The organism is Catellatospora vulcania, from assembly GCF_009720385.1.
Taxonomy (GTDB): domain Bacteria; phylum Actinomycetota; class Actinomycetes; order Mycobacteriales; family Micromonosporaceae; genus Catellatospora; species Catellatospora vulcania.
The window spans coordinates 471191-491207 of the sequence record NZ_WARX01000001.1 but is presented as its reverse complement, the minus strand read 5'-3'; the positions used below and the strand labels follow the sequence as shown (position 1 = coordinate 491207).

Annotated in this window: 19 protein-coding genes; 10 read left to right on the top strand and 9 right to left on the bottom strand. The window is 72.5% G+C overall.

Annotation, left to right across the window (positions count from 1 at the left end; all coding sequences use genetic code 11):
- Positions 1-54: 54 nt before the first annotated feature.
- Positions 55-477: a D-aminoacyl-tRNA deacylase gene (gene dtd, locus F6W97_RS21435; protein ID WP_155372218.1), complete on the top strand. Its 423-nt coding sequence runs from the start codon at positions 55-57 to the stop codon at positions 475-477.
- 101 nt (positions 478-578) lie between these two features.
- Here the strand turns inward: dtd and F6W97_RS21430 are convergent, their stop codons facing one another.
- Positions 579-1364, bottom strand: a complete 786-nt coding sequence (locus F6W97_RS21430; RefSeq protein WP_155372217.1) for a sporulation protein — start codon at positions 1362-1364, stop codon at positions 579-581.
- Between the two features lie 113 nt (positions 1365-1477).
- On the opposite strand from F6W97_RS21430, the gene sigB reads away from it, so the two are divergent.
- From sigB to F6W97_RS21415, 3 genes are all read left to right on the top strand, one after another.
- On the top strand, positions 1478-2458 hold the full coding sequence (gene sigB, locus F6W97_RS21425; protein ID WP_155372216.1) for an RNA polymerase sigma factor SigB: 981 nt from the start codon (positions 1478-1480) through the stop codon (positions 2456-2458).
- A gap of 124 nt (positions 2459-2582) precedes the next feature.
- The gene (locus F6W97_RS21420; protein WP_155372215.1) at positions 2583-3071 is read left to right on the top strand and encodes a SigE family RNA polymerase sigma factor; all 489 of its coding nucleotides are present in this window, start codon (positions 2583-2585) and stop codon (positions 3069-3071) included.
- Position 3072: 1 nt separating this feature from the next.
- Positions 3073-4473 carry a hypothetical protein gene (locus F6W97_RS21415; protein ID WP_155372214.1) on the top strand — a complete coding sequence of 467 codons (1401 nt, stop codon included), beginning with the start codon at positions 3073-3075 and terminating at the stop codon, positions 4471-4473.
- A 153-nt stretch (positions 4474-4626) separates the two neighbouring features.
- Here F6W97_RS21415 and F6W97_RS21410 read toward each other — a convergent pair whose 3' ends face one another.
- The 3 genes from F6W97_RS21410 to F6W97_RS21400 all read right to left on the bottom strand — a co-directional run bounded on the left by F6W97_RS21410 (position 4627) and on the right by F6W97_RS21400 (position 9259).
- The gene (locus F6W97_RS21410; protein WP_155372213.1) at positions 4627-7182 is read right to left on the bottom strand and encodes a GNAT family N-acetyltransferase; all 2556 of its coding nucleotides are present in this window, start codon (positions 7180-7182) and stop codon (positions 4627-4629) included.
- Between the two features lie 3 nt (positions 7183-7185).
- A complete protein-coding gene (locus tag F6W97_RS21405; protein ID WP_155372212.1) occupies positions 7186-8361 on the bottom strand; it encodes an acetoin utilization protein AcuC in 1176 nt (391 codons plus the stop codon).
- A 73-nt stretch (positions 8362-8434) separates the two neighbouring features.
- On the bottom strand, positions 8435-9259 hold the full coding sequence (locus F6W97_RS21400; RefSeq protein WP_155372211.1) for a sulfurtransferase: 825 nt from the start codon (positions 9257-9259) through the stop codon (positions 8435-8437).
- Positions 9260-9321: 62 nt separating this feature from the next.
- Here F6W97_RS21400 and F6W97_RS21395 point away from each other — a divergent pair, with 62 nt between their 5' ends.
- Both F6W97_RS21395 and F6W97_RS21390 read left to right on the top strand, forming a co-directional pair.
- A complete protein-coding gene (locus tag F6W97_RS21395; RefSeq protein WP_155372210.1) occupies positions 9322-9753 on the top strand; it encodes a VOC family protein in 432 nt (143 codons plus the stop codon).
- 99 nt (positions 9754-9852) lie between these two features.
- Complete coding sequence (locus F6W97_RS21390; protein WP_155372209.1) at positions 9853-10539, top strand: metal-dependent transcriptional regulator; 687 nt, start codon at positions 9853-9855, stop codon at positions 10537-10539.
- Positions 10540-10636: 97 nt separating this feature from the next.
- Here F6W97_RS21390 and F6W97_RS21385 read toward each other — a convergent pair whose 3' ends face one another.
- The gene (locus tag F6W97_RS21385) at positions 10637-11182 is read right to left on the bottom strand and encodes a hypothetical protein (RefSeq protein ID WP_155372208.1); all 546 of its coding nucleotides are present in this window, start codon (positions 11180-11182) and stop codon (positions 10637-10639) included.
- A 73-nt stretch (positions 11183-11255) separates the two neighbouring features.
- On the opposite strand from F6W97_RS21385, the gene F6W97_RS21380 reads away from it, so the two are divergent.
- Positions 11256-11633 (top strand): VOC family protein, encoded by a 378-nt coding sequence (locus tag F6W97_RS21380; protein ID WP_155372207.1) that lies wholly within the window; start codon positions 11256-11258, stop codon positions 11631-11633.
- Positions 11634-11672: 39 nt separating this feature from the next.
- Here the strand turns inward: F6W97_RS21380 and F6W97_RS21375 are convergent, their stop codons facing one another.
- The gene (locus F6W97_RS21375; protein WP_155372206.1) at positions 11673-12479 is read right to left on the bottom strand and encodes a hypothetical protein; all 807 of its coding nucleotides are present in this window, start codon (positions 12477-12479) and stop codon (positions 11673-11675) included.
- 139 nt (positions 12480-12618) lie between these two features.
- Between F6W97_RS21375 and F6W97_RS21370 the strand changes: the two genes are divergently transcribed.
- Positions 12619-13620, top strand: coding sequence for an aldo/keto reductase (locus F6W97_RS21370; RefSeq protein WP_330164979.1), 1002 nt, complete (start codon positions 12619-12621; stop codon positions 13618-13620).
- 253 nt (positions 13621-13873) lie between these two features.
- Here F6W97_RS21370 and F6W97_RS21365 read toward each other — a convergent pair whose 3' ends face one another.
- Complete coding sequence (locus F6W97_RS21365) at positions 13874-14800, bottom strand: DMT family transporter (RefSeq protein WP_155372205.1); 927 nt, start codon at positions 14798-14800, stop codon at positions 13874-13876.
- 192 nt (positions 14801-14992) lie between these two features.
- Between F6W97_RS21365 and F6W97_RS21360 the strand changes: the two genes are divergently transcribed.
- Complete coding sequence (locus F6W97_RS21360; RefSeq protein WP_155372204.1) at positions 14993-15301, top strand: tetratricopeptide repeat protein; 309 nt, start codon at positions 14993-14995, stop codon at positions 15299-15301.
- Positions 15302-15418: 117 nt separating this feature from the next.
- Positions 15419-16117: an MBL fold metallo-hydrolase gene (locus tag F6W97_RS21355; protein WP_155372203.1), complete on the top strand. Its 699-nt coding sequence runs from the start codon at positions 15419-15421 to the stop codon at positions 16115-16117.
- A 27-nt stretch (positions 16118-16144) separates the two neighbouring features.
- On the opposite strand, the gene F6W97_RS21350 is transcribed toward F6W97_RS21355, so the two are convergent.
- Together F6W97_RS21350 and F6W97_RS21345 are read right to left on the bottom strand one after the other, a co-directional pair.
- Complete coding sequence (locus tag F6W97_RS21350) at positions 16145-17068, bottom strand: serine hydrolase domain-containing protein (RefSeq protein ID WP_155372202.1); 924 nt, start codon at positions 17066-17068, stop codon at positions 16145-16147.
- Positions 17069-17188: 120 nt separating this feature from the next.
- On the bottom strand, positions 17189-20002 hold the full coding sequence (locus F6W97_RS21345) for a vitamin B12-dependent ribonucleotide reductase (RefSeq protein ID WP_155373017.1): 2814 nt from the start codon (positions 20000-20002) through the stop codon (positions 17189-17191).
- Between the last annotated feature and the right edge of the window lie 15 nt (positions 20003-20017).

The window sequence follows — 20017 nt, the reverse complement described above, 5'->3', positions numbered from 1 at the left end:
TCGGCCTAACTTCATGATCGACGCGACGGAAGACGCCAGGGAAGAGGTGCGCCGGTGCGCGCGGTAGTGCAGACGGTGAGCCGGGCGAGCGTGACGGTCGGCGGCGAGGTGGTCGGGGAGATCAAGGACGGGCTGCTGGTACTCCTCGGCGTGACGCACGGCGACACCCAGTCCACCGTCGAGACGATGGCCCGCAAGGTGTACGAGGTGCGCCTGCTCGACGGCGAACGCAGCGCCTCCGACGCCGGCGCGCCGCTGCTCGTGGTCAGCCAGTTCACGCTCTACGGCGACGCCCGCAAAGGCCGCCGCCCCACCTGGCAGGCCGCCGCCCCCGCCGAGATCGCCGAACCGATGTTCACGGCGTTCGTGACGGCGCTCCGCGCCCGCGGCGCCACCGTCGAGACGGGACGCTTCCGCACCCACATGCTGGTCGAATCGGTGAACGTCGGCCCGAACACCCTCATCCTCGACCTCTGACCACCGCGCAGGCCAGGCCAGGCGAGCTGGTTGATCATGAGCTTATGGCAGCGACACGCCGTCGAGCCGTGCCATAAGTTCATGATCAACGCATGCGGACGTCAGAACAGGGGGCCTTTGCGGGCGGTGGACTGGGTGAGCCAGTCTTTGAGGAGGCCGCGCCAGTCGGTGTCGGCGATGGTGGCGGGGTCGACCGTGAAGCGGCCGAAGATGTCGCGGTCGGCGAGGGGGCCGACCTTTCTGTCCAGTTCCATCACTACGTGGAGCTTGCGGTCGGTGGCGACGAAGGTGACCTCGAGGTTGCGCAGCTGGGCGGCGTACGCCGTGCCGGGCAGGAACTCGATCTCCTGGTAGAACGGCAGCGTCTGCGGCAGGCCGCGCAGGCGGCCCTTCTCCATGTGCGCCTTCACGAACTGGAAGCCGAGCTTGCTCAGCGCATCGAGGATGTGCTGCTGCGCGGGCATCGGCTCGATCTCGACCGGGTCCAGGTCGGTGCGGTCGACCGCGCGGGCGACCTCCAACTCGGTGCGCAGGCCGACGTTCATCCCGGCTATCGGCTGCCCGAAGGCCCGGGTCAGCGGGGTCTCCAGCGGCACGTCGCAGGTGATGTCGAATATCCGACGCTCGCGCGCGGCGAGCGTGAAGCTCTCCACGACCTTCTGCCGGCTGATCTCTCCGGTGGACTGGTCACCGAGCAGCCCGCCCTGCACACCGACGTCGGTGACCAGCGCCAACGCGATGTATCCGATGGACACCTGGTGATCCCCGCCGGTGACCTCGACCGTGCCGCTGAGTTTGCCGCCGGGCTGGGCCCGCGACACCTTCAACTCCGTACGCACCGACGGTCCGCCGACCCCGAACATGCGCATCAGGCGCTTCACGACCACACGTCCCTCCCCTGTCCCGCCCATCGTGGCAGATTCACGAAATCGTCTCACCGCCGTCTCACGCGCCATACACCAAGCTGTCCAGTACACAAGGCGACACGGGGAGGACAGCGATGAGTGACGAGAGCATGGAAGCAGTGGCCGTACTGGACAGCACGACCGCCGATCTGGACGAGACCGACGAGCGCGGAGTCTCGACCGACCTCGTCCGCGCGTACCTCAACCTGATCGGCCGCACCAAGCTGCTGACCGCCGAGCAGGAGGTCGTGCTGGCGCGCCGGATCGAGGCCGGGCTGATGGCCGAGTACGTGATGGAGCGTGACGGCATCGCCCACGACCGCGACTTCGCGACCGTGATCCGCGAGGGCCAGGCCGCCAAGAACCACCTGCTGGAGGCGAACCTGCGCCTGGTGGTCAGCATCGCCAAGCGCTACACCGGACGCGGCATGGCGTTCCTGGACCTGATCCAGGAGGGCAACCTCGGCCTCATCCGCGCCGTCGAGAAGTTCGACTACACCAAGGGCTACAAATTCTCCACGTACGCCACCTGGTGGATCCGCCAGGCGATCACCCGCGCCATGGCCGACCAGGCCCGCACCATCCGCATCCCGGTGCACATGGTGGAGCAGGTCAACCGCATGGTCCGGGTGCGCCGCGACCTGGCCGCCGCGATCGGCCGCGAGCCGTCGATCGCGCAGATCGCGGTCGCCCTGGAGATCCCGGAATACCAGGTCATCGAGCTGATCTCGTACGACCGCGAGCCGGTGAGCCTGGACCAGGCCGTCGGCGAGGACGGCGAGAGCGCACTGGGCGACTTCGTCGCCGCGGTCGACCCGCGCGGGGACGCCGCCGACGCGCTGGCCCAGGGTCAGCTGCGCGACGAGGTCGAGATCGTGCTGTCGACCCTGTCGCAGCGCGAGCAGGCCGTGATCCGGCTCCGCTTCGGCCTGGACGACGGCCGCCAGCGCACCCTGGACGAGGTCGGCAAGGAGTTCGGCCTGTCCCGCGAGCGCATCCGGCAGATCGAGAAGACCACGCTGCTGAAGCTGCGCAGCGGCGAGCGCGCCGAGCGGCTTTCGGTGTACGCCGCCTGACCTGGTCTTTCAACGGTTCAACGCATAGCCCCGGCCGGTCGGCCGGGGCTGTGTCGCGTCCGGCTCAACCTTTTCGGACGGTCGCGTGTTCGGTGGGGTGGACACACGAGGGGGGACCGGCCCGATGCCCGACGACGACTTCCAGGCGTTCGTGGAGCAGCGTTACAGCGCGCTGCTACGCACGGCGTACCTGCTCTGCGGTTCCCGCGACCGGGCGGAGGACCTGCTGCAGAGTGCGCTCGCCGCGGCGCTGCCGAAGTGGCGGCGGATGGACCACCCGGAGGCGTACCTGCGCCGGGTCATGGTGAACCAGCTCGCCAACGTCTGGCGGCGGCCGATCCGGGAGATCGTCACCGCGGTGCTGCCGGACCGGCCCCGGCACGATCCCGCGATCGAGGATCGCGACGAGCTGTGGACCGCGCTGCGGCGGCTGCCGGTGCGGATGCGGGCCGTGCTGGTGCTGCGCTACTGGGAGGACCGCTCCGAGCAGGAGACCGCGCAGATCCTGGGCGTCAGCGTGGGCACGGTGAAGAGCCACGCCTCCCGCGGCCTGGACCGGCTGCGCGAGCTGGTGCCCGCCCCCTCGATGGCTGCTGCGAACGGGGAGAACTGACATGATCGACGAACTCCGCGCCGTCCTGGACCGGCACGCCGACGACATCACGCCGCGACCCTACCCGTACACCCGGGTGGTGGTCCTGCACCGGCGACGCCGGCGGAATCTGGTGTCGACCTTGGCGGTGGTCTCCGTGCTCCTGGTCGTCGCGCCAGCGGCCTGGCTGCTGACCAGGTCGCCGGCCGGCCCGCACCAGCTGGCCACACCGCCACCGGCCGAGCTGCTGCCGCTGCTGAACTCGCCCACCCGCGGCAGCCTGGCCGGCGACGAGGCGTTCCTGGAGGCGATGCGGCGGCGCACGGCGGACGAGGTCGGCGCGGAGCGCGGCGATCCGGCCAACGGTCCGTACATGCCGACCGACCCGGACCGCGTCAAGGTGCTGTTCGCCGGTGACATCGGCTCCCGGCGCTACGTGCTCACCGCGGGCCTGGACGGCTGGCCGCTCAAGGCCATGTTCTTCGGGCACCAGGACGAGCCTCCCGCGCACCTGGCCCAGGCCGGGTCCGGCGCGCTGGAGGCGGCCGAAGAAGCCACCTTCGCCATCGGCCCCGGGCCGGACGACGAGGTCGGTTTCCTCCTGCTCGGCCCGGTCGGGGCGGTCTACGAGGAGGGGCAGGCGCAGTGGTCGTCCACCGGCGTCACCCGGACCTGGACCGCGATCGCGGTGCCGGACGGCTACCTGGCCGTCGCGAACGTCACCAGGATCCAGCGGTTCCGGGTCCGGCTCGGTGACAAGGTGTTGCGCGAGGTCCAGACGTACCCGGTGAAGGCCGGGCCGGTGGCGGTCGACCCTGCCCCGTACGGCGGCCGCGGCACCCCCATGCCCGAGGTTGCCGGGCAGGTGGCCAGCTCCCTCACGAGCCTGACCCAGCTCCGGGACACGGGCGCCGTGCTGCGGGTGCTGTGGAGTGACGAGGTGCCGGCGCCCGGAGCGGCCGGCGGGCTGGTGCGGGCCGTCACCGTGCAGGTGGTCACGGCGGACGGCGGCGGCCCCTACTTCACCGGGGTCGTCGACGGTGACGGCATGTGGCGTGACCACCTGACGGGCTCCGGGTTCGCCGGCGACCCGGCGCGGGCGCTGATCGTGATGCGGCTGCCGAGCTACACGGCGCAGGACAACACCCGGCTGCAGGTCATCGCGCCGCCGGGGGCGGTGCGGGCCGAGTCCGTCCAGGGCGGGCAGGTCGTCGACATCCCCCTGGTCGACGGGGTCGGCTGGCGGCCGGCGCCGCCGCAGACCACGTTGACCGTGCGGGCGTACGACGCCGCAGGCGCCCTGCTGGCCACGACGACGTTCACCGACCTGCTCCCGCCGGGGTGCGACCGGCTCAACCCGCCGACCTGCCAGACACCGGTCCCCACCGCGGGGACGCCGGACCCGGTCGGGCCGACGCCATGATCCGGGCGGGCCGGCGCTGCACGGGGAGCGCCGGTCCGCGCCTCCGTTCGCGAGCCGCAGCGGCGGCCCGGTCCTGCTCAGCACTCAGCAAATGTGGTGAAGGGCGCCTTCTTGCACGCGGAGCGACAAGAAGGCGCCCTTCCTTCGTCCGGGTCAGCGGAGCTGGCGGGGGCCGGTGTCGGGGCGGGGGGTGGGGTCGGTGAGGTCGGCGAGGGCGTGCAGGACGCTGACACCGGTGGTGTGCACCAGGATCGGGTTGAGGACGAGGTGGCGCAGGCGGGCGGTGTCGGCGGCCAGCTGGCCGATGCGGACCAGCAGCGCGGCCAGCGCCGCGGCGTCGGCGGCGGCCAGCAGCGGGGCCGCCTTCGGGGCGCGCACCAGGGCGGCGGCGTCGGTGTCGGTGAGCGGGGCGGCCCGCCAGGCGCGGTCGCCGACCAGTTCGGTGACCGGCCCGGCCAGCCCGAACCCGACCACCGGTCCGAACGCCGGATCGTCGACGACCTCGACCACGCAGGCCACCCCGGGCGCGACCATCGGCTGCACCAGCACCTCGACCCCCGCGCCGAACAGCTGCTCCAGGTCGGCGTAGGCCCGGCGGGCCTCGTCCGGGCCGCCCACGTTGAGGCGTACCGCGCCCAGGTCGATGCGGTTGGGCCGGTCGGCCACCTTCAGCGCCACCGCGCCGCCGTAGCCGACCGCCGCGGCGGCGACCTGCTCCGGCCCGGCCGCGCGGGTGCTCGGCACGACGCCGATGCCGTACGAGGTGAGCAGTGTGTCCAGGTCGGACGCGTTGGGGTCGGCCCCGGGCGGCGTGGGCGGCAGCGCACCGGCGGGCGCGCGCAGCCAGGCGGCGCGCCGGGTCACCTGCGCGAGCGCGCGCACCGCCTCCTCGATCGAACGGTAGGACGGCACCTGCGCCGGTCCCCGCCCGGCGAGGAAGCTGGCCAGCACCGGCTTGTCCGCGTCCCGCACGGCCTCGGCCAGCGCGTCGGCGTACGGGCCCAGCAGCGCCGTCTCCGCGCTCTGGTCGGCGGCGAGCGGTCCGGTGGGCAGCGGCGGCGCGACCACCACGATCACCGCGTCGGTGTCGTCGCTGTGCAGCGCGTCGTACACCGCGGCGGCGAACTCGTCCGGCTTGGCCGCCGGACCGACCGCACCAGCCCGGCCGACGCGCAGCCCCGCCGCCCGGATCTCCGCCGAGGCCAGCGCCGACAGCGCGAACGCGTTGCTGACCACGCCGATCCGGTCGCCGGCCGGCAGGGGCTGGGCCGCCAGCAGCGTCGCCACGTCGAACAGCTCGCCGACGGTGCCCACCTCGATCACGCCGGAGTGGGCCCGCAGCGCCTGCATCGCGGCGTCGTCCAGGGCGGAGCCGCCGTGGCCGGTGTGCCCGGCCAGCATCACGATCGGCTTGTGCCGCCCGGCGGTACGCACGATGCGGGCGAACTTGCGCGGGTTGCCGAAGGACTCCAGGTACATCGCGACGACGTCGGTGTGCGGGTCGTCGGCCCAGAACTGGAGCAGGTCGTTGCCGGACACGTCGGCCCGGCGGCCGGCGCTGACGAAGCCGCTCATGCCCAGCCCGCGGCGTTCGGCCTCGGCCAGCAGGAGCAGGCCCAGCGTGCCGGAGTGGCAGAACAGGCTCACCCGGCCGGGGCCGGGCAGCCGCGGCACGAGCGTGGCGTTGAGGCCCACCGCGTGGTCGGCGATGCCGAGGCTGCCCGGACCGATCACCCGCATGCCGGCGACCCGGGCGGCCCGCAGCAGCTCGCGCCGCTGCGCCGGGTCCATCTCGGTCAGCACGAGCAGCCCGTGCACCCCCGCCGCGGCCGCGTCGGCCAGCACGTCCGGCAGCGCCGCGGGCGGCGTCGCCACGACCGCGAGATCGATCGCGGCTCCGGCCTCCTCCTCGCCACGATGCGGCAGGCCCGATCCCGGCTCGCCGGGATGCGGCGCAGCGGGCGCGGGCGCGGGCGCGGGCGCCGGCGCCAGGTCGGCCAGCGAGCGCAGCGGTCCGTCCGGGTGCACGTGGTGCACCGGCCCGGTGAAGCCCGAGGCACGCAGGTGGGCCAGCACGGCCGCGCCGACGCCGTGGCCGGACGCGCTCGCGCCGTAGACGGCCACGGCACGCGGGCGCAGCAGGCGGGCCACCGAACGGGCCTCGGTGCGCTGCTCGCGGTCGGCCTGCACGGCGCGGGAGCGCTCGGTCGGCGCGACCGGGAAGGTCAGCATCACCACACCGTCGGCGTAGCGCCGGTTCACCTCGTACCCGGCGTCGGTGAAGACCCGCAGCATCGCGCCGTTCTCGGGGAGCACCTCGGCGACGAACCGGGTGACCCCCGCCTCGGCGGCCGCGGCGGCCAGATGCTCCAGCAGCACCGAGCCGACGCCGCGGCCCTGGTAGGCGTCCTCGACCACGAACGCGACCTCGGCCTCGACCGACTGCTCGCCGAGCCGCTCGTAGCGGCCCACCGCGACCAGCCGCTCGCCTGCGGCGACCACGAACGCCTCCCGGTCGCGGTGGTCGACGTTGACGAACCGGTGCAGGTCCCGGGCCGGAATCCGGGGGTACGGCGAGAAGTAGCGCAGGTAGCGGGTGCGCTCGGAGAAGCGCGAGTGCATCGCCACCACCGCGTCGGCGTCCTGCGGCGTGATCTGCCGCAGGTGGACCGTGGTGCCGTCGGACAGCAGCACATCCGCGCCGGACACGGCTCAGTCCCGCGGGTCGTGCGGGTCGAGCCCGTGCAGCGGGAAGACCGCCCGGCGCGCCGCCATGATCGCGCGGTCGAGCTGGTCGCCGTCCGCTTCGGGCTGCCACGGCTGGTAGTCGGTGTCCCCGCCGTCGGTGAGGCTGGTCGGGACCATCCGCCCCGGCACCCGTGCGGCGGCGAGTTCCCGCCACGACTCCGGCAGTGGGGTGGCCGGGTCCAGCGGCTCACCGGTGATCATCGCCAGCAGGTGGGTCCAGGTCCGCGGCACCACCTCGACCAGGGCGTACCCGCCGCCGCCGGTGGCCACCAGCCGGCCCTCGCACACCTCGTCGGCGAGCGCGCGCACGGCGAGCTGGGCCGCCCGCTGCCCGTCGACGGTCAGCCGGAGGTTGGCCAGCGGGTCCAGCCGGTGCGTGTCCGCTCCGGCCTGCAACACGATCAGCTGCGGCCGGAACGCCCGCACCACCGACGGCACCACCGCGTGGAAGGCACGCAGCCAGCCCCTGTCCCCGGTGCCGGGCGGCAGCGGCACGTTCACCGCGGCGCCCTCGGCGTGCGGCCCGCCGGTCTCCTCGACGTATCCGGTGCCGGGGAACAGCGTCAGCGGGCCCTCGTGCAGGCTCACCGTGAGCACCCGCGGGTCGTCGTAGAAGATCTCCTGCACGCCGTCGCCGTGGTGCACGTCGATGTCGATGTACGCGATCCGCTCCGCGCCCTGGGCCAGCAGGTCGGCGATGGCGACGGCCGGGTCGTCGTACACGCAGAACCCGGCCGCCCGGGCCGGCATCGCGTGGTGCAGGCCGCCGGACACGTTCACCGCGCGGGTGGCCCGGCCCGACCACACGGCCCGCGCCGCGGCCAGCGTCGCGCCGCAGACCAGCGCCGACGACTCGTGCATGTGGTCGAAGACGGGGTTGTCCGGGGTGTTGAGGCCGTACCCGCGGAAGAACGGGTCGTCCGGCGCGGCCCGGACCGCGTCCAGATAGTCCCGGCGGTGCACGCGCAGCAGCTCGGCCTCGGTGGCCGGCTCCGGCGCGACCAGCTCCACTCCGGGCCGGTCGAGCACGCCCAGCTCGCGGGCGAGCGCCATGGTCAGCTCGACCCGCACCGGGTTCAGCGGATGGTCGCCCAGGTCGTAGGCGAGCAGCGCGTCACTCCACACCACCGTCGCCGTCATGCCTGCCCTCCGCGGCCTGCCTCGCGAGCGGTCGACGCGATCCGGGCCACCCGCGCCGTCTCGGCTCGGCCCGTCATCCGCGGCCGACCGGCCGGGACGGGTCCGTGATCCAGTGGCTCCAGGAGCCGACGTACAGGGCGGCGTCGGTGCGGCCCGCGGCGTGCAGGGCCAGCACGGTGTGTGCCGCGGTCACCCCGGAGCCGCAGTACGCCCCGACCGGTGCGTCACCGAGGTCGGCGAAGACGGCGGGCAGGTCGGCGCGCAGCGTGCCGTCGGCGTCGACCAGCTCGCCGTAGGGCAGGTTGCGGGCGCCCGGGATGTGCCCGGCGACCGCGTCGATCGGCTCGGTCTCGCCCCGGAACCGCGGGGCCACCCGCGCGTCCAGCAGCACCCCGTCGGCGGCGAGCGCGGCAGCCCCGGCCGCGTCGAGCACCGGCATGCCGCCCGGCACCACGGTGACGTCGCCCCGGACCACGTCGACCGGCTTGTCGGTCACCTCGCCGCCGGCGGCGGTCCAGGCGGCGAACCCGCCGTCGAGCACGCGTACGTCGGCGTGCCCGGCCCAGCGCAGCGTCCACCAGGCGCGGGCCGCGGCCATGCCGTCTCCGGCGTCGTAGACCACGACGGGCCGCCCCTCGCGTACGCCCGCGGCGCGCAGCGCGCCCTCCAGCGCCTCCGGGTGCGGCAGCGGGTGGCGGCCCCCGGGACCGGGCGGGCCGCACAGGTCGCGGTCCAGGTCGACGAAGACCGCTCCGGGCAGGTGGCCTGCGTAGTAGTCGTCGCGGCCGGGCGGGCCGGACAGCCGCCACCGCACGTCGAGCACGGTCGTGGGCTGCTCCGAACGGAGCCGGTCGGCCAGCTCCGCCACGGTGATCAGTGGATTACGCACATTCGCCAGTCAACACCATGGGCGTTCTGTGTCGTAGCGCACTGTCCCACCCGGCTGCGAGACTTCCCGCCATGACTTTTCCCGGCCGCCTCAGCCTGGTCACCCTCGGCGTCACCGACCTGCCCCGTTCCACCGCCTTCTACCAGGCGCTGGGCTGGCGGCTGTCGGCGCGCTCGCAGCCCGACATCAGCTTCTTCCACACCGCCGGCGCGCTGCTGGCCCTCTACCCGAGCGCGGAGCTGGCCGCGGACGCGCTGCAGCCGGCGCACGAGCCGGCGGGGTTCCGCAACGTCACGTGTGCGGTGTGTCTCGGTGCCGAGCCGGAGGTGGACGAGGCGCTCGCAACGGCGGTGGCGGCCGGTGCGACACTGCTGAAACCCGCCCAGAAGGTGGAGTGGGGCGGCTATTCGGGCTACTTCGCCGATCCAGACGGACATGCCTGGGAGGTGGCATACAACCCGTTCTGGCCGCTGAACGACGCGGGCCTGCCCGAACTGCCATGAGCGGTGCGGCCACAGGTTGATCAACCGACCTACACCGACGGGTGTCGCTGCGGTGACACGCAATAGAATCGCAGCCAGCGACTTGGAGAGGACCCGTTCATGTCCGACCTCATTGACACCACCGAGATGTATCTGCGCACCATCCTCGAACTCGAGGAGGAGGGCGTGCCCCCGCTGCGCGCCCGCATCGCCGAGCGCCTGCACCAGAGCGGCCCGACGGTCAGCCAGACCGTGGCCCGCATGGAGCGCGACGGCCTGCTGACCGTCGTGGAGACCGACCGCCACCTGCAGCTGTCCGAGGCGGGCCGGGCGCACGCCGTCGCCGTCATGCGCAAGCACCGCCTCGCCGAGCTGCTCCTGGTCAATGTCATCGGCATGCCCTACGAGGAGGCCCACGAGGAGGCCTGCCGCTGGGAGCACGTGATGAGCGACGCCGTGGAGAAGCGGGTGTACGACCTGCTCAACCGGCCGACCCGGTCGCCGTACGGCAACCCCATCCCCGGCCTGGACGCGCTGGACATCAAGCCCCGTGACACCGACGGTGGCGACGCCCCCGAGCGCAACCTCGCCTTCCCCGGGCTCACCGGCCAGGTCGTGGTCCGCCGGATCTGCGAGAGCGTGCAGACCGACTCCGAGGTGCTGCGCCAGCTGCACGCCGCCGGCGTCGACCCGGGCGCGACGGTCACCGTCGCCCAGGAGCGCGATGGCGTCTCCATCGACCACGGCGGCGAGCCCGTCCGCCTGCCCCGCGAGGTCGCCTCGCGGGTGTTCGTCTCCGGCCGCTGAACCACCCGGCTCGACCCGAAGCCCTGCCCGAACCGCTGCCGCGGCGACCGGGCGGGGCTTCGCTCGTTCGGGAGTGGTGCAGACTCCGGCGAGTGGTTCAGACTCCGGCGCGGTCGATGTCCCTGGCCAGCTCGACGACGTCGGGCAGCAGCGCCGCGGCGTCGCCGCCCTCGGGCAGGGTGACCTTGAGCACCAGCAGTCGGGCGTTGCCGGCCAGCCAGCCGACCTCCGCGTACGGGCCACGGCCCTTGGCGGCGGGTTTGACCTGCGAGTAGGCGACCTTGCCCAGGGCCGACACGGCCTTCGCGCCGTCGGGCAGCATCGCGTCCTTGAACACGGCGACGTCGGCCTTGGTCGGCGTCACCGAGACGCTCAGCTCCGGCAGCGCCGCCTCGGTCGGCCGGGCCACGCACGTGCTGGTCTTCTGGTGGTTGGCCGCGCCGGCGACCGCCATCGGCACGTGCAGCCGCTGCTCGATGCGAGTGAAGTCCAGCAGCAGGCACGCGCCGGTCGGCGTCGGCGGGCTGGGCGACACCACCCGCGGCGTCGCGTCCGCCGGCGGCTCGTGCGCCGACGCCCCGGCGCCGGAGCAGCCGGCCAGCAGCGTTCCGCTCGCCATCAGCGCCATCACCGTCGTCCGCACCGGACCAAACTAGCCGCTGCCGGGGTACGCCGAAAGTCCGCTCACGTTCGGGTGCGGTGCCTAGCCTGGTGCCATGACGGGAAAAGTGGTGCATTTCGAGCTTCCGGCGGACGACCTCGAACGGGCCCGCGCCTTCTACACCGATGCCTTCGGCTGGCAGCTCGACGCCATGCCGGAGATCGACTACGTCTGGGTGCGCACCGTCGCCACCGACGATCGCGGCAACCCCGCCGAACCGGGGGCCGTCAACGGCGGCATGACCCGGCGCGAAGCGCCGGTGACCGGCCCGGTCATCACGGTCGAGGTCGAGGACGTCGACACCGCGCTGGCGAAGATCGTCTCGTGCGGCGGCCGGGTGCTCCAGGAACGCCGGGCCGTGGGCACGATGGGCTTCACCGCGTACATCGCCGACAGCGAGGGCAACACGGTCGGGCTGTGGCAGAACGTTTGACGGGGACGGGACCCGCCCGCCCCCGTCAAACGCCGATGGTCAGCCCACCTGCTCGATCTGGCCGCGGACCTGGATGAACTCGGCCTTGACCTCGTCGACGGTCTTGAAGTACCAGACCACCATGCCCAGGCTGCCGTTGTCGGCCCAGGCGCAGACCACCAGCGGCACCGACTCGGTCTTGGCGCTGCCGCACTTGGCCTCGCCGCCCAGCGGGCCCGCGTCGACCGGGACGATCCCGGTGGCCTTGACGCCCGACGTGCCCATGCCGGTGAACGCGGCGTCGATCTCCCTGCCGGGGTCGGTGATGCGCGCCGCCGCCGCGAAGATCATCACCAGGTCCTGCTTGGCCTGGTCGCCGTAGAACGCCGCCACCGCGGCCGTCGACGACGGCAGCATGGTCTCGAAGCTGCCCTTCATCGTGTCGGTCAGCGCTTCGAGCTGCGGATCGGTCGACTTCGCGCGGCCGGCGAGGGACGCGGGCGCCACCACGGTGATCTTCTTCGCGGCGGCCTGCGCGCTGGCCGAGGCGAGCACGCCCTCCACACCCTGCTCGATCTGGTCGGCGGTGTCCTTGAGCAGCCACCACGCGCCGAGGCTGCCACCGCAGCAGAGCAGGAGCACGCCGAGCGCGATGCCGATCCACAGGCCCGCCCGCGACTTCTTAGGGGCCGGCGGCACGGGCTGCCCGGGATATCCCGGCTGCGCCGGGTAACCGGCCTGGGCCGGATATCCGGGCTGAGGCTGTGCCGGGTAACCCGGCTGGGCGGGGTAGCCGGGCTGAGCGGGATAACCGGGCTGCTGCGGGTAGCCGGGCTGCTGGTCCGGGGACGGGGGCGGATAAGACATGGGGGCTCCTGGCACTCGGGGTCAGCGCATCGTAACGGCGCACCCCGTCATCCGGACCCGTCGGTGTCAGGCTCCGGACGCCACGACGGCATCCGCCGCCGCGTGGGCGCGCTCGCCCGTCCGGGGAGAAGATGGAGCCATGACCGCTATGCGACGCATCGGCAGCAACGGACCCGAGGTCAGCGCCATCGGCCTCGGCTGCATGGGGATGAGCTTCGCCTACGGGCAGCGCGACGACGAAGGGTCGGCCGCGACGCTGCGGCGCGCCCTCGACATCGGGGTGACCCACTTCGACACCGCCGACATGTACGGCTTCGGCCACAACGAGGAACTGATCGGCCGGGTCATCGGCGACCGGCGCGACGAGTACGTGCTGGCCACCAAGTTCGCCAACCGCGGCGAGGTCGACGCGCAGGGCAACCTGGTCCGGCGCTGGGTCGACTCGTCCCCGCAGTGGGCCCGCGAAGCGCTGGAGGACTCGCTGCGCCGCCTGCGCACCGACCGCATCGACCTGTACTACATGCACCGGCGCAGCCCCGACGTGCCGATCGAGGACACCGTCGCGGCCATGGCCGACTTCGTCAAGCAGGGCAAGGTGCGCTTCATCGGGCTGTCCGAGGTCAGCCCCGCGACGCTGCGGGCCGCGCACGCCGTGTTTCCGATCACCGCGGTGCAGATGGAGTACTCGCTGTTCACCCGGTTCGTCGAGGACGAGATGCTGGCGACCTGCCGTGAACTCGGAGTGGGGCTGGTGGCGTACTCCCCCGTCGGCCGCGGCTGGCTCACCGGCAAGATCACGTCCCCGGCGGACCTGGCCGACGACGACTTCCGGCGCACCGTGCCGCGCTTCGCAGAGGAGAACTTCGCCCACAACATGGCGCTGGTGCAGGCCGTCCGCGAGGTCGCCGACGAACTCGGCGCGACACCGGCGCAAGCCGCGCTGGCCTGGCTGCTCGCCCAAGGCGACGACGTACTGCCGATCCCCGGCACCAAACGTGTCTCCTACCTGGAGGAGAACACCGCCGCCGCCGACCTGGCGCTCACCGCCGACCAGCTCGGACGCCTCACGGCGGCCGTCCCACCCGGCGCCGTCGCGGGCGAGCGCTACGCCGAATCCGGCATGGCCACCGTCGACCAGTAACCGCCTCACCCCGCCCCGCCCGAACCCGCCCCTAGGCCGAAGGAAGGGCACCTTCTTAACGCTCCGCGTTGTATAAGGTGCCCTTCCTAACCCTGGTTCGGTCGTGGCCGCGGGCCAGCGGCGTCATGATCGCTGTTTCAGGTCATGATCTGAGGTCCGACCCCACTTTCTGTCACGAAACAGCGATCATGACCAGCCGACCAGAGCCAGGACGGCCGGGGCGCAAGCCCGACCGGGGACGGACGGCCGGGGGCTAGCCGGTGCGGGCCAGGCCGGCGACCGCCGCCAGCATCAACGCGGCCCCTACCGCTGCCGCCGGCGTGATCCGCTCGCCCAGCAGCCCGACCGCGATCAGCACCCCCGCTACCGGCTCCACCAGCGTCACCACCGCTGTGACCGTGGCCGGAACCATGGCCACCCCCGCGAAGAACAGCCGGTACGCCAGCGCAGTGGGCACTGCCCCGAGGTACAGCAGCCAGCTCGCCGTCCCTGCGAGCCCGCCCGCCGACAGCGCACCCGTGCCGGCAACCGACGGCAGCAAGCCCTCGACCGCCGCGATCGGCAGCAGGCAGCCCGCCGCCACCGCGAACGACCCGACCGTCGCCCCCGACAGATCACCACCGACCCGCCGCGAGTAGATCGTCACCACGGCGTACCCGGCGGCCGAGAGCAGCCCGAACAGCACCCCCAGCACCGGCGCGGCCCCCTCGGGCCCGCCACCTCCCACCAGCAGCACCAGCCCGGCCAGCCCCACCGCCACCGCGGCGGCCCGGCCCGCGGGCAGCCCCTCGCCGAGCACCCAGCGCGCCGCGAGCGCGATCACCACGGGGCAGGCCCCGAGCGTGACCACGGTTCCGACGGCCAGCCCGGCGTACGCGATCGAGCCGTAGTAAGCCGTCTGGTAGACGGCCAGCCCGACGCCGAGCACCAGCGCGTCCCGCCGCCGCGCCCCGAACCGCTCACCCATGGCCAGGTGCAGGCCGACCAGCACGGCGATGCCGAGCACCAGCCGCCAGAAGGACACCGCGACCGGCCCGAGGCCGCTGGTGCGGTAGAGGACCGCGGCGACCGCGCCGCCGGTGCCCCAGGCGGTCGCCGCGACCGCCACGTAGAACATGCCGCGCCCGTACGACGCGGTCCGGCCCGCGCGCGACGGCGCGAGCCCGGAAATGGACTCCATCTCTTCCTGTCTCCACTGCTCGATGGCCGACGATTCCGCGTACGCGGACGGGCCACCGGACGCGCGGCTGTGCCGTCACGTCAGTGGTGCGACGCCGTCCGCCTCAGGCGACCGGCGGGGAGATGATCGAGTGAGCCATGGCCGCGATGCTAGCCAGGGAATGCGCAGCCCATCCAGCGAGTTGTCCGATGCGTGGGAATCCTGGAGGAGTACGAGCGCGGAAGGCTGTTCTTCGACTACGGCGACTACATCACCGCCGCCCAGATCCTGGGACCGGTGGTGGACGAAGCCCCGGACGACGTGGCGCCCCGGCTGCTGCTGGCGCGCGCCTACTACCACTCGGCCCAGCTGCACAAGGCCGAGGACGAGCTGCGCAAGGTGCTCGACCACGACCCCGCCGAGCACTACGCCCACCTCATGCTGGGCCGCTGCCTGCAGCGGCAGAGCCGCCACGACGAGGCCCGCCCGCACCTGCGCATCGCCGACGCGATGGGGATCTGAGGCCAGGGCCGACCGCAGGCGCGCACCGGAGCGCGGACGCCGTTGCCCTGTCCGCGCTCCGGTGCGACTGCGTGGCTCTGCGCAGCCGGCAGGTTGGATCAGTGCCAGGATGGCGTGATGGCGGGCGACAACGCGGTGCGCAGACTCGATCTCGGCTACTTCATCCGGCCCGCCGAGGAGGCGGGCGGTCCACATCCGAGGGTCGAGGCGGCCCTGGCGTACCTGGTGGACAGCGCGGACGGGCTGATCCTGTTCGACACCGGCATGGGCCGTGGCGACGACGAGACCGAGGCCCACTACCGGCCGCACCGCCGCCCGCTCCCGCAGGCGCTGGCCGACGCGGGCGTACGCCTCGACGACATCGCCCTGGTCGTCAACTGCCACCTGCACTTCGACCACTGCGGCGGCAACCCGCTGCTGCCCGGCCGCCCCGTCTTCACCCAGCGGACCGAGCTGGCGACCGCGCGGGCCGGGAACTACACCTTCGACCACCTGGTCGACTTCCCCGGCGTCGACTACCGGGAACTCGACGGCGAGGCCGAGATCAGCCCCGGCGTGCTGATCGTCCCCACCCCCGGCCACACCGCCGGGCATCAAAGCCTGGTGGTACGCGGGCCGGACGGCGTCACGACCGTGCTGGCCGGGCAGGCCTACGACCTGGCCACCGACTTCAGCTGCGCACAGCTCGCCCGCCGCGCCGCCGCTGACGGGGCCGCCGACCCGCTCCCGCCGTACCACCCCTGGCTGGACCGCCTGGCCGACCTCGACCCGCAGCGAGTCCACTTCGCCCACGATGCCGCGACCTGGCTGGCCTGACCCGGCCAACCACCGCCGGGGTGTGGGTCAGGCGAGGGTGGCGGTCAGCAGGGTGTTCAGGACGGCGCCGGTGGTCGCTTCGGTGTTGCTGAGGACCACGATGCGGTGGTTCGAGGCGGGTAGGCAGGCGTCGAAGGTGCGGAAGCCGGCGTTGCCGCCCGAATGCTGAAACCATGACCGGCCGTTGACGGCGCCGATGAACCAGCCGTAGCCGTACCCGCTCGCGTCCGGGCCGCCGCCGGTCGAGGCCTGTACTGAGAGCATCAGGCCGAGGTGGTGCTCGTCCAGGAGCCGCCCGGCCCGCAGCCCGTCGATCCAGCGGACCAGGTCGCCGGTGGTGGACCACAGGTCCCCGGCCCCCATCGCCACCACGTCCAGCTCGTACGACGGCACCGGCAGACCGTCCTCGCCGAGCCCGACGGCGAGGTTCGCCCGATCGCCCGGCTCCCCGGCGAAGGTGTCCGCGAGCCCCAGCGGCGCGAAGATCTCACGCTCCAGCACCTCCCGGTAAGGCAGGTCGGCGACCCGCTCCACGACGTGCGCGAGCAGCACGTATGCCGGGCTGCTGTAGTGCCAGCCGGCACCGGGCGCGAACAGCGGCGGCACCTCGTGGAACGTCTTCAGCAGATCGTCCGGCTCCACCCGCCGGCACAGGTCGATCATCGGGTACTCGTCCCAGTGCCCCAGCCCCGACGAGTGCGCCATCAGGTGGTGCAGCGTGATGTCCTGCCACGACGAAGGGCAGCCGTCGATCCACCGGCCGACGGGGTCGTCCAGGCCCAGCAGCCCGCGCTGGGACTGCAGCAGCACGGCCGCGGCGGTGAACTGCTTGCTCACCGACGCGATCTGGAACCGGGTGCGCGCGGTGACGCCGGGGCTGGTCACGTCCGCAACCACGGCGTCACCCTGCACGATCAGCACCGCGCCGGGAATCTGGGGGATGGTCGGCATCCACCGACCCTATGACCGGTGGACCGACGCCGCGACCCCGCCAACGGGGAACGGGACCGGGCGCAGGGCCCGATCCCGTTCTCTCGTCACGTCACCGGGGGCGCACCCCGGCGGCGATGCTCAGCTGCAGCCGCTGGTGGAGCCGCAGCCCTCGCAGACGTAGCAGCTGCCCGCGGGACGCATCTTGGTGCCGCACGTGTAGCACAGCGGCGCGTCGGACGCCTTGCCCGTGATGGACTCCAGCACCTCGGTCGAGGAGCCGACCCGCACCGGCGCGGCCGGGACGACCGCCGACGGGGCGGCGCTGGTGGTGGCTGCCTGCGGCACCCACTCCACGCCCTCCTCCTCGGCCCGCAGCCGGGCTGCGCGCTCGGCGGCGGTGAAGACGCCCAGCTCGGCCCGCTGCTCGTAGGGCAGGAAGTCCAGCGCGAGGCGGCGGAAGATGTAGTCCATCACCGAGTTCGACAGGCGGATGTCCGGGTCGTCGGTCATGCCGGCGGGCTCGAACTTCATGTTCATGAACTTCTCGACGTACGTCTGCAGCGGCACGCCGTACTGCAGCGCGACGGAGACGGCGATCGAGAACGCGTCCATGACACCGGCCAGGGTCGAGCCCTGCTTGCCCAGCTTCAGGAAGACCTCACCGAGGCCGTCGTCGGGGTACGACGACGCGGTCAGGTAGCCCTCGGCCTCGCCGACGGTGAAGGAGACCGTCTGCGACGGGCGCTTCTTCGGCAGGCGCTTGCGCACCGGGCGGTACTCGATGACCTTCTCCACCACGGGGGCGGCCACCGGGGCGACGGCCGCGGCGGGCTCCTTGTCCTTCTTGGAGACCGACAGCGGCTGGCCGACCTTGCAGTTGTCCCGGTAGATGGCCAGGGCCTTGAGGCCCAGGCGCCAGCCGTCGAAGTACATCTGCTCGACCTCTTCGACCGTCGCCGACTCCGGCATGTTGACGGTCTTGCTGATCGCACCGGAGATGAACGGCTGCACCGCGGCCATCATCAGCACGTGGCCCATGGGCGCGATCGAGCGCTCGCCCATCGCGCAGTCGAAGACCGCGTAGTGCTCCGGCTTGAGGCCGGGGGCGTCGACGACGTGGCCGTGCTCGGCGATGAACTCGGTGATCGCCTCGACCTGCTCCTCCTGGTAGCCCAGGTTGCGCAGGGCGCGCGGCACGGTCTGGTTGACGATCTGCATCGAGCCGCCGCCGACCAGCTTCTTGAACTTGACCAGCGCCAGGTCCGGCTCCACGCCGGTGGTGTCGCAGTCCATCATGAAGCCGATGGTGCCGGTGGGAGCGAGCACGCTGGCCTGGGAGTTGCGCCAGCCCTGCTTCTCACCGAGGGCGTTGCCGGCCTTCCACTGCTTCTGCGCCTCCTTGGCCACCAGGGTCGCGACCGGACCCTGCGGCTTGAGGGCTTCCGCGGCGGCGGCGTGCTTGCGCATGACCCGCTGGTGCGGGGTCACGTTGCGGGCGTAGCCGTCGTACGCGCCGACGACGCCGGCCAGCTCGGCCGAGCGGCGGTAGGCGACACCGGTCATCAGCGCGGTGATCGCGGCGGACAGCTGGCGGCCGCCCTCGGAGTCGTACGGCAGGCCCGACGCCATGAGCAGCGCGCCCAGGTTGGCGTAGCCGATGCCGAGCTGCCGGTAGGCCCGGGTGTTCTCGGTGATCTTCTGGGTCGGGAAGTCCGCGAAGCAGATGGAAATGTCCATCGCGGTGATCACGAACTCGACCGACTTCGAGAACCGCGCCACGTCGAACGAGCCGTCCGTGCCGAGGAACTTGAGCAGGTTCAGCGACGCCAGGTTGCAGGACGTGTCGTCCAGGTGCAGGTACTCCGAGCACGGGTTGCTGGCCGTGATGCGGCCGGTCTCCGAGCAGGTGTGCCAGTCGTTGATGGTGTCGTCGTACTGGATGCCCGGGTCGGCGCAGGCCCAGGCGGCCTCGGCCAGCTTGCGGAACAGGCCCTTGGCGTCGACGGTGTCGATGACCCGGCCGTCGAGGCGGCCCAGCAGGTCGAAGGGCTTGCCCTCCTCGACCGCGGACATGAACTCGTCGGAGACGCGCACCGAGTTGTTGGCGTTCTGGTACTGCACGCTGACGATGTCGCGGCCGCCCAGGTCCATGTCGAAACCGGCGTCGCGCAGCGCGCGGATCTTGTCCTCCTCGCGCGCCTTGGTCGCGATGAACTCCTCGATGTCCGGGTGGTCCACGTCGAGGATGACCATCTTGGCCGCGCGGCGGGTCGCGCCGCCGGACTTGATGGTGCCGGCGGAGGCGTCGGCGCCGCGCATGAAGCTGACCGGGCCGGAGGCGGTGCCGCCCGAGGACAGCAGCTCCTTGCTGGCACGGATGCGGGAGAGGTTGACCCCGGAACCGGAGCCGCCCTTGAAGATCAGGCCCTCTTCCTTGTACCAGTCCATGATGGAGTCGACCGAGTCGTCCACGGACAGGATGAAGCAGGCGCTGACCTGCTGCGGGCTGGCGGTGCCCACGTTGAACCAGACCGGCGAGTTGAAGCTGAACACCTGGTGCACCAGCATCCAGACCAGCTCGTGCTCGAACAGCTCCGCGTCGGCGGGGGTGGCGAAGTAGCCGTGCTTCTCACCGGCGGCCCGGTAGGTCTTGGCGACCCGGTCCACCAGCTGCTTGAGGCTCCACTCCCGCTCGGGGGTGTCCACCGCGCCGCGGAAGTACTTCGTCGTCACGATGTTGGTCGCGTTGACGCTCCAGAAGTCGGGGAACTCCACCCCGCGCTGCTCGAAATTGATCGAGCCGTCGCGCCAGTTCGTCATGACGACGTCCCGGCGCTCCCAGGTGATCTCGTCGTACGGGTGGACGCCCTCGGTCGTCCACACCCGCTCGATCTTCAGACCTCCGGCGTTCGCCCGCGTGCGCTTCGCGCTCGCCGTGGCGTTCTCCCCCATCTGCAGCCCCCTCAG